The organism is Agathobacter sp. LCP21S3_B2, from assembly GCF_052118705.1.
Classification (GTDB): Bacteria; Bacillota; Clostridia; order Lachnospirales; family Lachnospiraceae; genus Roseburia.
In genome coordinates, this window is record NZ_JBQKGQ010000005.1 from 101,121 (window position 1) to 113,367 (window position 12,247).

Below are 12,247 nucleotides of genomic sequence, written 5' to 3' on the forward strand. Positions count from 1 at the left end.
ACCTGCCCCCTTTATTACTCACTGCAATACGAATACCTTGCTTTATTTTTTATGGAAAACTCATTGTCTGCACCCTCCAGGAGATTCACAAAGCATAAAAACAATCCATGATATTTATATGTAACATCTATGCTCATCTCACATATGCTGTTGTCCATCCTAAAGCTTTCATAGCCCTGTGTCTGACGTACTGTTGCCTCCTGTACATCCATTGCGCGATATGCCATCGCCCTCTCACTCTTAAAGAACAAAAGCATACCCAGATATGTTTTGTAGCTCACCCCTGTACTACAGCTTTTAGCTTTTGCTTTACCTGTCAGCATCGTAGTCATTCCCAGAAGCTTAGTGGTCCAGGTCGAATCACTTTTCATCATCACAACTTTGTCTCCGGCAAGTAAAGCCCTTACATCCAGCACGCTCTCACAATAAGCCCAGGCTGCCAGTATACCTATTTTCAGAGCTTTGATAACCTCAGGATTCAATGTGATTGCTCCTATTACCGTAGCAAGTGCCGCCGCTTCAGCCTGTTTGGACTGATCTGTTGCCAGATATGCAGCATTACATGCCGCACGTATCATTAATATTTCTGTCACAACCTTCTTTAAGTTATCCTTATCATTTGATTTTCCACCAATTATATATTCCACCTCATAATTCATGGCATGACTGCTTCCGCTATCCGTGTAATTGGATAAATAAGTGAGAAAATACTGCTGCAGCAATATTTTCGAATACCAGTCCTCATCATATGAAAAATCACCCGTACCCTGATTAAGCTTTCGGTGAGATACACATTCATTTATATCTATACTGTTTCCGGACACATTTGCTTCATTGACCACCTGCGACAGTATCCCTGTCTTCCTGACCTGCTGTACCTTAACCAGCGGATTTTCAGTCTCTGTACCCTTTGAATTATTTTGTGAGCTGCTTTTATTCTTCGCTGAACTACCTGGTGTACCCCGCACTGCAGATGGCCTTGCGGTATTATTATTATCGCCCTTTTCCTGTGCATTCAGTGCATCCATTGCGTTATCCACACTACTGTCATCATATTTACTGTTATCTACAGTATCCTTAATTGAACTGTATTTGCTGTACAGCTTTCTTGCTGTCTCATATGACAAATTGTTCTTCATATATGAAACAACCTGCCTCGTATACACATCACCGTTGTCATCTGTGATGAGTGCATACTTCACCGGGTCAAGCTCGTCCATGGAAAGACGCAAAACACTCGTCCCAGCTGAAATGCTCCCATCTGTACCTGTCTTAAAATTATCAGCGGAAACATTTTTCATATATGCCTTTATATTTTGAATATCAACATTCCCCGCTGAATCGCTTCCGGCATCGTATGTCAGGATGCGGTATTCATCCCAGAGGGGGCGGCAGTATTGTGCAAATACCGATTCCGCTACCGCCTCCGAGTTCATTTTTGCGACATTTTTGAGCTCCAGATTTCTGCCGGCCTCAAGTACCGTAAACAAAAACTGAGATACCAGCATCAAAAGCATTGTAGCAAATACTGTTATGCTGCCTTTCACACCTTACCAGCCTGTTTTGTTATAGTTTTAAATATATTATTCACAAGCTTTGTGAGCTGCTCCTTAAAAATCAGCACAAGGCCTATCAAAACGACAATAATTAGTATCATTTCCACTACTCCAGCTCCATCCTCATCCAACAAAAAATTCTTAAATCCTAACATAATTTTTCCTTTCTACATCTTAAAATCAATGATTGCGGGTGCTATAACTATTGCTATTACTATAACCATCATAAGCATCATCGGCACAAGCATTTTCGTTCCGGCTTCCTCGCCCATTCTCAGTGCCAAAAGCCTTCTTTCATCAAATGCTTCCTCCGATTCTTTCTCCAATGCCTCGCATACACCCTTGCTTCCTTTGTGAATACTCTGCAAAATAATACGAACAAACTTCTGATAGCACGGAATATTTATTCTTTCCGCAAATCCTGCATAGGCTTTTCGCCCCATCTCACCATCAGAAATCTCCCTTTCCGTAATCAGCATTTCTTCATATGCAGGCAATATATATGCCTTATTTTTTCTCCTCTCGTCGCTATAACGAGCGGTAATTCTATTCCATGCCTGTTCAACAGTCATTCCTGCCCCCATTAAAACAGCCATTTTACTCACTATTTCCGGATATTCAAGCTGCAGCTTTGTATTTCTGTCCTTTATGGCATTTCTTTCTTTTTCTTTCCTTGATAAAAATAAAAGAACAATTACAACAGCTTCAAGTAATGCCACCTTCATGACAGAACTGCTTTTTTCTTTAGACCAGTTGAGCTTTTTCCCGTCGATTTCATTTGGAAGCACAAGCTCCTTCGTCCCCGGCTGTTCCATTTCCTTTTGAAGCTGCCTGTTGATATCCCTGATCAGCCTCTGCCCGGAATCCAGCTTATCCGGAAATACTAAAAACGAAAATTCATACATCTGCTTATATTCGCCACAGCTCAATGAGACACTTGCAGTTATAAGCTTTCCTGACGTTTCATCTTCATCACCGGTAAATGCCTCCTGCAATACATTTCCCTCATAATCTACGATATCATAATCACTGAGATTCCATTCGGCTTCCACACTTCCTGACACATATGAATCATTCATATTCACATGCCCCATAACATGCTCCAAAGTCTGATCATCCTCACAAAATGTCTTATCTATCTGCTCCTTTGCCTTTTCAAAAAGTTCATTTGCCTGCTTTTCGGATGGTATCGCCTCTTTTACATCAAGCTGATATTTATAATTTTTATCAAGCCCATCTGCATTTAATATCAAATCGACCGACTCATCGCCATCACCGGTTTTATTGCGCATAAGAGTATTATCTGCCACATTATTTGATGATTTGTCCATCGCAAATGCAAGCAGTAAAAAGGCTATACATGCCACCACAATTTTCAGATTTTTCTTTTTATCCATATGTTCATTCCCATTAGATTATTTTGATATACCGATATTTACACTCAAAATCCTGTTTGCCAGCTTTATCGCCATCGCGTATGCGCCTAAACATACCGTCATAAAAATGATTCCTGTGAAATTTCGATATAAGGCTGACATGTAATCATATGAGGCAATTTTCAGAAAAGCCAAAAGCACTATAGGAATATAGTTCATAGTCTTCTGCTCAAGCTTCTTGGCAGATACTGAGACCTCAATCTGCCGGTTTGTATCATATTTTGTCCACATTCTGTAGGTTGTAGACTCAATGATATCCACAAAGCTTCCTCCGCTCCTCTTTGCGAAAGAAAAAATATCGGCAAAATTGACTATATCCTCCACCTCTGTCCTGTCTGCAAACTCCGAAAGCACCTGCTCAAACGTCTGATTCAGCTTGATTTTCCTATTCATATCCCTTATCTCTGCAAGCATAAGCGAGTTTTCGCCATACATCATATGCATTTCACCCTCTGCTTCCCTCCAGGCATTTTCGACAGAATATCCGGCAAGCAGATTTGCACTGAGTATCTTTAGCACATTCATAAACTCTTCTGTAAGCTTTTGCTTTTGTTTTATGACAGCTTCCACTTTGTATTGCCTGAAAATGTAAATAAATATCAATGGAAAAATAATAAGAGGAATGATACTATCGTAAAACAGATATGCTATGACCAGCGTAACCGCTGCACTTTTCAACAAAACAAAGCCCAAATCCTTAAAGCTCATGGTATATTTGCTGTAATCCATATATTACCCTTTCTACGCTCTAAATTTTAAGACCTGCTGCGCAAAGCTTTTGCGTATGTCGTAATGTACCTGTTTTAACAAGCTGCCCCAATATTCTTCCATCATCATCCACCCCTGATTCCTCAAAATGATATAATGAATTGAGCATTATTTCTCCGTCTGTAAAGCTATCAATCTCCGATATTTCAAGAACTCTTCTGCTTTTATCCCTCAGCCTGCCAAGCTGTACTATGATATCAATTCCCGATGCGACCTGCTGCCTTATTGCCTTTAATGGCATCTCCTCTGCTCCCATCAATGTCATAACTTCTATTCGCGATATGGCATCAGCGGGTGAATTTGCATGTCCGGTGGACAGTGACCCATCATGACCGGTATTCATAGCCTGCAGCATATCCAAAGCCTCCGCTCCTCTGCATTCTCCAACGATTATTCTGTCCGCCCGCAATATAAAAAAGTGAAAGTAAATTTACGGAGGTGTCTTTATGAATGTGATCTATCGTGTACACGGTGCTGGTGGATTCTATATGGAAACGCAGAGCCAGGACCAGGCTTTCCGAGCTGCCAGGCAGGAAGCTGCGGCATCCGGCCAGATGGCTCTGGTATCTTTTACATGGGCTGGCCGGTACCAGATGCGCCGGTTCTTTCCGGACGAAAGTGAGGCCATCAAAAAAGAAGCCAGAGAGGCTTGACCTCCCTGGCTTCTGTCTATGCTTCCGACATTGATGTCGGGAGCATCTTATCTCATAAGTCTGTTGACTTCCTTCTGGACTGCATTGTAGTCGTAACCAGCCGCCTGCAGTTTCTTCTTTCTGGCATCTCCGTTTCCCCACTTGCCTGCGAGGACTTCCTTGGCCACTGTGGTCACGCTTTTCTTTGTGGAGCTTCCGCCTTTGGCCAGGCGATTGACTTCCGCCTGCACTGCTGCATAGTTATATCCTGCTGCCTGGAGCTTCTCCTTGCGATCATTGCCGTTTCCCCACTTGCCTGCGAGGACTTCTTTCGCGATTTCCGTCGTGCTCTTTTTGGGAGCTGAGGCTCCGCTTGCGAGGCGATTGACCTCTGCCTGCACTGCTGCGTAATCGTAACCGGCATCAGTCAATCTGTTCTTTCGCTCATCACCGTTGCCCCACTCGCCTGCGAGGACTTCCTTGGCCACGGTAGTGACGTCTTTCTTTCCGGATTCCGAAGCCTGGGACTCTGCAGCGTATCTGAGGACGTTGGTCCATGGATAGTTGCGGTAGCTTCTGATCAGGAACTCTTTACCTGTCTGGTCGCCAGGTTTGCCGCCTGTTGCGGTTCCTTTTTCGTTGATGCTTGCCTCTACCTCTTTGCCGTTGCCGCAGTACATTGCTGTGTGGTGTAAAGTGTTCAGGAGAACGTCTCCACGGAGAAGCCCTGCGCCGGTCGAGCGATTTACCTTGCTGGTAACGTCAACGAATCCGCATTTTTTGAATACCGCGAGCATGTTGCCGGTGTAGGTTGCGCCTTTGCTCTTGACTGGTATCCCTGCGTTCTCGCATGCCTGGATCACTGCTGCAGAGCAGTCAAAGTCTCCACGCTGCCCCCATCTGTATGTCTGGTCATATCCATGTGAGTCATCTCTGGCCCATGCTTCCATCTGCTGTACTGCCTTTTCGATTTTGCTCATAGTGTTATCCTCCTTAAATAAAAATGGCAGCCTGTTGGCCGCCCTGGGTGATGTGTTTCTTATTTCTCTGAATCATCAGAGAACGGATCGTCGGATCCGATGTTTGCGGAGTCGGTGAGTCCTTCTCCGATGATGTAAGCCACGACTGAAGCTCCGGCCATGATAAGAGCTGTCACCTGTGTGGCTGTGTTCTCTGCGCCTCCTGTGGCTACGATCATCATTGATACGAATGATGCCACTGCTGTCCAGAGCTTTCTGCTTGTCAGTTTTCTTTTCCAGTCGATGTTTTTCATGATGTTTGTTCTCCTTCCTCGATGATATGTTTCAGTGCTTGCTCGTTCAGAAAGTTCTTTTGTTCGTGCTTGACCTTCTGAGCGTATTCCAGGGCTGCGTGCATGTCTCCATTGCAGTGTGCATCCGGGATTCTCTGCACAGCTCTGGCTGTAGCCTCTCCGAGCGCTATGGCTGCGTTCACGCTGTTGATGATGCAGAGCTCATTCTTCTCTCTGATCTGTTCGCGTTCGTCCAGCTGTTTCTGGCGCTCCTCGCGTTCCTCTTTTTCATTGTCCGCACGCTTCTTGAGATTCTGCTCGATGAGCCAGAAACAGAAGCCTGTGAACGCGGACGGAATGCTGGCGGCCACGATAATTGCTGTCACGTCCATTGGTTCCTACCTCCCTCCTGGTATATTCAGATTCGTGCATTTGCTGCACGGGTACTGTCCTGCTGGTATAAAATAAGCCACGCACTCGCCGCAGGAGCCGAAGCTCCGGCAGCTTTCTGTGCATGGCTTGTATGTTCTTCTGCAGGTGTTATCAGGATTCCGGTGTTGACACTGGAACCTCTGGCTCTTTCTTTGAGGCGATGATCTCCTGCATTTCTTCATCTGTGATCCATCCTCTCTTGACTGCGTTCTTCAGCATTGCTTCGGACGCGCGTCCTTCCTGGTATAATCTTTTCAGTCTTTCATACATTTTACTCACCTCCAAGAATCGCGAGCGTGATGTCATCGACGCTCTGGTTGATCGACTCGATCTGAGCCTGCTGCTTTGTGACGGTCTTTGTCAGGATTTCCAGCTCTGATGGCTGTTCTCCGGATGCTTCCGCCTCCTTGGCATTCTGGATCCAGGTCTCTGTGTCTGCTGCGACTGCTGCAGCGAGGCCTTCTCTGTAGATCGTGTCTACTGTGTAGCGGTCAAATGTGAAGTATTCCTGTGGCTCCTGGTCCTCTCCTGAAGCCTGGCGTGTGAATGGTCCCTGGATATTGTCATATAAAATGACGGTGCAGGATCTTCCTTCGATTGGCGGGAGCGCCTCAATTTCAAACTGCGACGCAGGCCTGATGTTGCTTTCTGTCTTCATCTGCGATTACTCCTTTCAGTTGTTTTATATTCACGAACGGCCGCACCCACTTCTCGTAGAAGCGCTGGCTGTCTGAATTCACGATATATCCGATGTATGAAACCATGGCGTGCGCGTTCCGGATGGATGCGTATGCAGCTCTGGCGATCGTCCTGGCTTTCCGGCTGATCCTTAGCATGATCGACTTCCGGATGGTTGTCTTGTTCGGATGGAACTTGAAACCTAAGAAGTCAAGCGGGCGCTTGCTCAATATAAAAACCTGCCAGTTATCCTTGACGGTCTGCTTTGTGGCCTCCACTTCGGTTCTGATGAATTCGAGAGCCTTGTGCAGTCGTCGTTTGCTTGAATCAAACAAGACCATGTCATCCACGTATCTCACGTTGTGCGCGGTTCCGGTTTTCTCGGCGACCTTGTGGTCGATGTCCTGAAAGAAAAAGTTGCAGAACCATGGCGAGGTAAAGAGCCCGACTGGGATGCCTACCGCATCGGTCTCCGGCAGCAGTCTTTCGTGCGTGGCCATCGGCTGTTGAAAGCTCGCGATGATCCGATCTGCCAGGCGCAGGAACTTCTTATCTTTTATCCTGCGTCGCAGCTTCTTCCGGAGTTCTTCGTGGTTCATGGTTGGATAGCATTTTCGGACGTCCAGCTTCAGGACGTACTTGGTGTGCTTCGGATCCTTCCTGATCCACTTCTCGATCGCGGTCTTTGCTCCGTGCGTTCCTTTTCCCGGTACGCATCCGCAGCTGAACGGATAGGCGCTATGCAGAACGATCTGTTTGAAAATGCGAACGAATGCGTGATGCACGCACTGATCTGGCCAGAATCGCGGGATTGCGATGTCTCTGGTCTTCTTCTGAATGCCATCGTTGATTCGTCGCATCGTGTACTTGGCCGGTATGAATGTTTCATCATCCAGCATCTTCTGAAGCTCTCTCGCGTGTCCATCGATGTCCTGGAGCACCCTCTGTACCTCTTTGCGCTTCCTTTTATGCTTCGCTGCGTCCTTGATCGCCTCCTTCAGGTTATCAATATCACGGACGTGCTCGAATAAATGACCGACTCGCTTTGTGAATTTAATCGGTGGTAGCTTGTCTTGCTTTTGTGTATCTTCCATGAATGGCATCTCCTTTCAGATTCTCTTTGTTAGCCTCGCTGGCTTTCCAGCTACATTTCTGTCGTACTAACCAGCGCCATTCGCGGCTCATTTTCACCAAGTGGTGAGGAAGCGCACCTGCGGCATTATCTTAACGAATAAATCGATGATGCCATAAAAATCGAGAATCTAACAAAGTGGGCGACCGCCGATGTTCCAGTTCGTATTACCCGTACCGTTGTTACAGTTCCGGTAGAAGGGACCGGCATTCGTGGTGTTGTTCACGTTCCCGCCGGAGATCACCAGCCGCGCGCAGTTACGCTCCCTGTGTTTAGTTTTATTCAGCAGGCGCCTTCGTCCTTGCGCCTGCTTATTTTTCATATTATGCCGCCGTTAGTTCCGGGGGATATGTCCCCCGGTCCCCCTTAAATGGCAGCCTTGCGGCAATGAGGGCGACCGCCGATGCCCCAGTGCGCATCACCCGTACCGCTGATACAGGTCCGGAAGAAGGGACCGGCACTCGTGGTGTTGTCCACGCTCCCGCCGGAGATCACCAGCGTTCCTCCTTCGCTCTGGTAGTAGTAATCGCCGATATATGCGTCGGCTCCACCACCCATCTCCACTGGCATCTCGTACTCTGGATGCAGGCTGTCGAATCCCATCTTTTTAATGTATCCATCACTTGTCTGGCATACATAGCCGATCTTCTCGTAGTCCCCAGTGTATGTGTCGTCTGCGTAGCTTGCTCGCTTATTGCAGCAGAAGTGCTGACGATTCTGGATATTGACTCCGTCGCGGAACTGCCACATGTTGCCGAACCAGTCCTCGATCCACAGGAATCTGACAGCGCGTCTTCCGGAGAGTTTGATTCCGGTAGGCCCTTCGGGATTTTCCAGGCATCCGTTCGGGCATTTCATTGCGGTGGTCTCGCCTGTCTTCTGAACGCATGACCAGATTACGTTTCCTTCCGCAATGTCGACCGGATCTCCGTCGAAGTAGATTTCTGTCGCTGCCTCCACCTCTGTTGATGCCTTGAATGCTGTGATCGTTCTGCCCCATACGACGTTGTGTAACCACATTCCTGTTCCGATGGCGATCTGCTGTCCTACGAAGAAGTAGGCAGCTTTATCTGATGCGATCGTGATGCAGTTTGTTGATTTCTTGGTCTTCAGAGCTTTGTCGTTTTCGCTCTCTCTGAATTCGGTACGTCCGGCTCCGAGGATTCTCTGCGCCTGGGTTCCTGCGAACATGATTATAAATAAATGGTCGAGCAGGAACATGTTCCATACGTCGTCAAGCTGCCAGTTCGCTCCCTTGTTGCGGCTGCGGGTTCTGAATGTTGCCCTGGTTACCTCTGTGAGCGGTGTTGCTCCAGCGATCGAACGGATGACGTCCTTTTCTCCTACGTCGCTCTTTCCGGCGGATCCGTTGAAGATCGGGATGTAGATCTTCTCGCTGATGTTGCTTCCATCTGTGAATGCCGGGTTTACATGCAGGCCATCCACCGGTGCGGATGATACCCATCTGTATTCCCACTCTACGCCATCGCTGTCTGTCTCAAAGTAGCGGGATGTGTAGCAGAGCGGCATCTCCAGCATGACGTCTCCGTTGGATCCGTCCCAGGAGAAGTTTGCATCTCCGAGGTAAGCGGTCACGGTTCCGTCTTCTTTGATGTTGCACGGTCTGCAGGCGTTGTATGGATATACCGACTTCATGAAGTCGTTCTGGACGTCTCCGGTTCCGACCGCTGCCTTGGCTGTAAGGCCGACAGCTCCACCGAGTCTCTCCCAGCTCTCTGCGCCGCAGCTCTGCTGGGCGACTTTCTTTCTGGCTCCGTATTTCTTCACGGCTGCCTGCTCGATGATGGTTACTCTGTCTGCCAGGGCTTCCAGGTCGCTCTGAAGTGCCAGACCTCCTGCGGTCACGATAGTGACGCTTGATGCGTTGGCTACCTCCAGGTAGTAACTCATGGAAATGACGGACGGGATCACGCCATTGTATGCTGGCATGTAGTCGCTGGTGCTTGCGGTTGCGATGCTGTATAAGATCTCGCCATCGTCCGGATCCTGCGCGAAGATACCGAACTCACGGATTTCATATCCTGATTCCAGGACGTCCGTGTCGCTGGTCTTATTTGTGATCGCCACCTTCAGAACGAGTGTACTTCCGTTCTGTATCTCTTTGCTGTGGATCGGCAGCGTCTGCACCGGTGTCTTGAGTGACGTTCTGGTGTCTGTTGCCTCTCCGGAGCTGTACTGACCGGATCCAGTCTGCGCCTTCGTGATCTTGATTGTGCATCTGCCCGCCTGGGCCTTTGCCAGGAGCACTTTTCCTTTCGTGGTCAGTTTACTTGGATTCCAAATAAGCATTGATTTATTCCTCCTTTATGACTGTTGTTGTCTGGTAGTCGATGTTTGCTCTCATGGCAGCTCTTTCGCTTTGTGAGAGGTCTGCTTTGCCGGTTTCTGCATTCAGCGCGTGGGTGCTTTCATCTGATGCATTGACTGGCCCGACATCGATGGTGCCGGATGCCTCCGTGGCTCCCTGATTATCATTCAGGACGTATGTGCTTCCTTCGGTTCCGGTTGCGCTTGCGATAAATGCTCCGGCCGTAGCCTGGACGTCTCCTGCTGTGGTATTCAGAGCGTAGGTCTCTGTAACCGGTGCGGTGACTGCTGCCACGTTCATTCCTTCGGTTGCGTCTGTATTTGATATCTCGTGATTGCTCACGGTGCATTCATTTATTGCTGTGATGCATGTGGCCATGGTTGCTGCTGAGTGGAGTTCTCGCAGCACGGTCACCCTTCGGATGTGGGACTTTGAATTCTTGACCTTTTTAATGACTGAGGTTAGCTCGTTGATGATGTCTTTTGTCATCAGAGCCTCTGTTTCCACATCGAATGTGTTCGCTTCGATCGGCGGCTCGGTGAAGTCGAACCACTCGATCAGTCTCGCATCGCCTCCGAACACCGAGGCGATCAGTTCCTCTGTTGCTTTTACCGTTCCGGCTTGCGTGTACCACTTGAGCGTGTTCTTTATGATTGAGCGCTTTGTCTCGATGTCTGCGCTCTGGTCGTAGTACATGGATCGCGTTTCCACGGCCAGGTAGTCCAGCGTGGATTCCGCCAGGTGATCGATGTCGCAGGAGCTGCCTACGCCTGCAGCTTTTTCCAGCATTCTAATGATTGCCATGTGCAGCGCGTAGCTTATGCTCTTAAATTCCGGACTTGTCTCATCCGGCCAGAGGTCTGCGAGCTCTCCGTTTCTAATATCAATCATCCTCAACACCTCCGTATGTCACGTTCTTGCTTGTGCAGTACGCGATGGAAGTGCCGCCGATCTTCTGGAAGACCGGACTCTTGATTTCTACTCTCTTAGCTCCCGCTGCAGTCACTCTCTTGATCAACTCAGAGCTGTTGATGTCTCGGCCGATCTTGGACTGCTGCCAGGTTACGAAGTCGTCCACTGCCTGAGCGACCTTGCTCTGGATTGTAGCCACGGATCCTGAATCTGAAGAATTGATATAATAGATCAGGTCGATGCTGTAATTTACCGCGGTCGGTGCTTTCACGACGACCTTGTCAGTCAGCGGCCGGATGTTTGGATCCGTGATGTACTTCGTCAGCCCTGTGATCATCTCCTGACTTGGGATTCCGTCGTCCATCAGGAATACGATGTCTACCTCGCCTGGGTTGTCACTTGAAACCTTGACGTCTGCGATGGTGCTGTTGTAAGTCTTTACCCAGTAGATATATGCTTCCTCGGTTCCTGCTGTTGAATAGCGGGACGGTGCGATGTAGATTCTGTCCTTCAGGGATTCGTCGCTCTCCGGATCCGCGCCGCCATCTGTTTCCGTGATGTTGGTCACGCTCTCTATGTACGGGATTGGATCCACGAGTGTCTGGATGGCTCCCTCATGGATTCCATTCAGATCTACGCCGGTCTCGATGGAAGTGCAGGCCACGTCGACTGTGGTCTCTCCTGCTTTAATCTCCGCATACTTATCGGTCGTGAAGTATGCCTCGCCATCCGTGACTCTGGTTCCGGCCGGGATTGCTATTGCTCCGGTCTGCGCCTCTGAAAGTGTGAAGCGCATCGTCACGGTCGCTGGCTTGGCAGCAGTTCTCTCGATGCCCTTGAGCGCTGCCAGGTTGTCCAGGAAGGCTCCGAATGCGTACTTGAGAAGGTTCTGCTTTCCGGCTCTATCGACGTACATGTACATCTGGTAAATCTGCACGCTGCAGGCGTATAAGATCAGGGCGATCGGTTCGCCTCTGTCCAGCACGGTTTCTTCTCCGGTTTCCTCCATGTATTTGTCCTGGTAATCCTGGAGCATCTGCTTCTGGATTCCATCCAGGTTGATGTCGTCATCGATGAAGCTGACGTCCGGGAGTCTCTCGATCTGTTCGATTGCCATGCT

At 48.6% G+C, this 12,247-nt stretch carries 13 protein-coding genes and 1 pseudogene; all 14 read right to left on the reverse strand.

Annotated features, from left to right (window positions below; translation table 11 throughout):
* Positions 1-14: 14 nt before the first annotated feature.
* The gene (locus ACTQ1L_RS05135) at positions 15-1,547 is read right to left on the reverse strand and encodes a DUF5702 domain-containing protein (protein WP_441365767.1); all 1,533 of its coding nucleotides are present in this window, start codon (positions 1,545-1,547) and stop codon (positions 15-17) included.
* The gene (locus tag ACTQ1L_RS05140) at positions 1,544-1,711 is read right to left on the reverse strand and encodes a Flp1 family type IVb pilin (RefSeq protein ID WP_321110438.1); all 168 of its coding nucleotides are present in this window, start codon (positions 1,709-1,711) and stop codon (positions 1,544-1,546) included. Before ACTQ1L_RS05140 ends, ACTQ1L_RS05135 begins: the two co-directional genes overlap by 4 nt.
* Before the next feature lie 12 nt (positions 1,712-1,723).
* Complete coding sequence (locus ACTQ1L_RS05145) at positions 1,724-2,953, reverse strand: secretion system protein F (protein WP_441365769.1); 1,230 nt, start codon at positions 2,951-2,953, stop codon at positions 1,724-1,726.
* 18 nt (positions 2,954-2,971) lie between these two features.
* Positions 2,972-3,721: a type II secretion system F family protein gene (locus ACTQ1L_RS05150; protein ID WP_441365770.1), complete on the reverse strand. Its 750-nt coding sequence runs from the start codon at positions 3,719-3,721 to the stop codon at positions 2,972-2,974.
* Between the two features lie 19 nt (positions 3,722-3,740).
* Positions 3,741-4,169, reverse strand: a pseudogene (locus tag ACTQ1L_RS05155) (ATPase, T2SS/T4P/T4SS family); the annotation flags it as partial.
* Positions 4,170-4,460: 291 nt separating this feature from the next.
* Positions 4,461-5,372 (reverse strand): NlpC/P60 family protein, encoded by a 912-nt coding sequence (locus tag ACTQ1L_RS05160; protein ID WP_441365772.1) that lies wholly within the window; start codon positions 5,370-5,372, stop codon positions 4,461-4,463.
* 59 nt (positions 5,373-5,431) lie between these two features.
* Complete coding sequence (locus ACTQ1L_RS05165) at positions 5,432-5,665, reverse strand: hypothetical protein (protein WP_441365774.1); 234 nt, start codon at positions 5,663-5,665, stop codon at positions 5,432-5,434.
* Positions 5,662-6,036 (reverse strand): serine/threonine protein kinase, encoded by a 375-nt coding sequence (locus tag ACTQ1L_RS05170; RefSeq protein WP_441365775.1) that lies wholly within the window; start codon positions 6,034-6,036, stop codon positions 5,662-5,664. The genes ACTQ1L_RS05165 and ACTQ1L_RS05170 overlap by 4 nt, the downstream gene beginning before the upstream one ends.
* Before the next feature lie 151 nt (positions 6,037-6,187).
* The gene (locus ACTQ1L_RS05175) at positions 6,188-6,346 is read right to left on the reverse strand and encodes an XkdX family protein (RefSeq protein WP_441365776.1); all 159 of its coding nucleotides are present in this window, start codon (positions 6,344-6,346) and stop codon (positions 6,188-6,190) included.
* A gap of 1 nt (position 6,347) precedes the next feature.
* Entirely contained in the window at positions 6,348-6,734 is a 387-nt protein-coding gene (locus tag ACTQ1L_RS05180) for a hypothetical protein (protein ID WP_117689814.1), read from the reverse strand.
* A complete protein-coding gene (locus ACTQ1L_RS05185) occupies positions 6,694-7,848 on the reverse strand; it encodes a reverse transcriptase domain-containing protein (protein ID WP_441365779.1) in 1,155 nt (384 codons plus the stop codon). Before ACTQ1L_RS05185 ends, ACTQ1L_RS05180 begins: the two co-directional genes overlap by 41 nt.
* Before the next feature lie 404 nt (positions 7,849-8,252).
* Positions 8,253-10,196: a phage tail-collar fiber domain-containing protein gene (locus tag ACTQ1L_RS05190; RefSeq protein ID WP_441365781.1), complete on the reverse strand. Its 1,944-nt coding sequence runs from the start codon at positions 10,194-10,196 to the stop codon at positions 8,253-8,255.
* A 4-nt stretch (positions 10,197-10,200) separates the two neighbouring features.
* Positions 10,201-11,106 (reverse strand): phage tail protein, encoded by a 906-nt coding sequence (locus ACTQ1L_RS05195; protein ID WP_441365783.1) that lies wholly within the window; start codon positions 11,104-11,106, stop codon positions 10,201-10,203.
* Entirely contained in the window at positions 11,099-12,244 is a 1,146-nt protein-coding gene (locus ACTQ1L_RS05200; RefSeq protein ID WP_441365784.1) for a baseplate assembly protein, read from the reverse strand. The genes ACTQ1L_RS05195 and ACTQ1L_RS05200 overlap by 8 nt, the downstream gene beginning before the upstream one ends.
* Positions 12,245-12,247: the final 3 nt, after the last annotated feature.

Bases quoted from the DNA above. Each gene is read 5' to 3' on its own strand.
- ACTQ1L_RS05165 (WP_441365774.1), bottom strand. From the start codon at position 5,665: ATGAAAAACATCGACTGGAAAAGAAAACTGACAAGCAGAAAGCTCTGG.
- ACTQ1L_RS05170 (WP_441365775.1), bottom strand. From the start codon at position 6,036: ATGGACGTGACAGCAATTATCGTGGCCGCCAGCATTCCGTCCGCGTTC.
- ACTQ1L_RS05160 (WP_441365772.1), bottom strand. From the start codon at position 5,372: ATGAGCAAAATCGAAAAGGCAGTACAGCAGATGGAAGCATGGGCCAGA.
- ACTQ1L_RS05190 (WP_441365781.1), bottom strand. From the start codon at position 10,196: ATGCTTATTTGGAATCCAAGTAAACTGACCACGAAAGGAAAAGTGCTC.
- ACTQ1L_RS05140 (WP_321110438.1), bottom strand. From the start codon at position 1,711: ATGTTAGGATTTAAGAATTTTTTGTTGGATGAGGATGGAGCTGGAGTA.
- ACTQ1L_RS05195 (WP_441365783.1), bottom strand. From the start codon at position 11,106: ATGATTGATATTAGAAACGGAGAGCTCGCAGACCTCTGGCCGGATGAG.
- ACTQ1L_RS05185 (WP_441365779.1), bottom strand. From the start codon at position 7,848: ATGGAAGATACACAAAAGCAAGACAAGCTACCACCGATTAAATTCACA.
- ACTQ1L_RS05175 (WP_441365776.1), bottom strand. From the start codon at position 6,346: ATGTATGAAAGACTGAAAAGATTATACCAGGAAGGACGCGCGTCCGAA.
- ACTQ1L_RS05150 (WP_441365770.1), bottom strand. From the start codon at position 3,721: ATGGATTACAGCAAATATACCATGAGCTTTAAGGATTTGGGCTTTGTT.
- ACTQ1L_RS05180 (WP_117689814.1), bottom strand. From the start codon at position 6,734: ATGAAGACAGAAAGCAACATCAGGCCTGCGTCGCAGTTTGAAATTGAG.
- ACTQ1L_RS05145 (WP_441365769.1), bottom strand. From the start codon at position 2,953: ATGGATAAAAAGAAAAATCTGAAAATTGTGGTGGCATGTATAGCCTTT.
- ACTQ1L_RS05200 (WP_441365784.1), bottom strand. From the start codon at position 12,244: ATGGCAATCGAACAGATCGAGAGACTCCCGGACGTCAGCTTCATCGAT.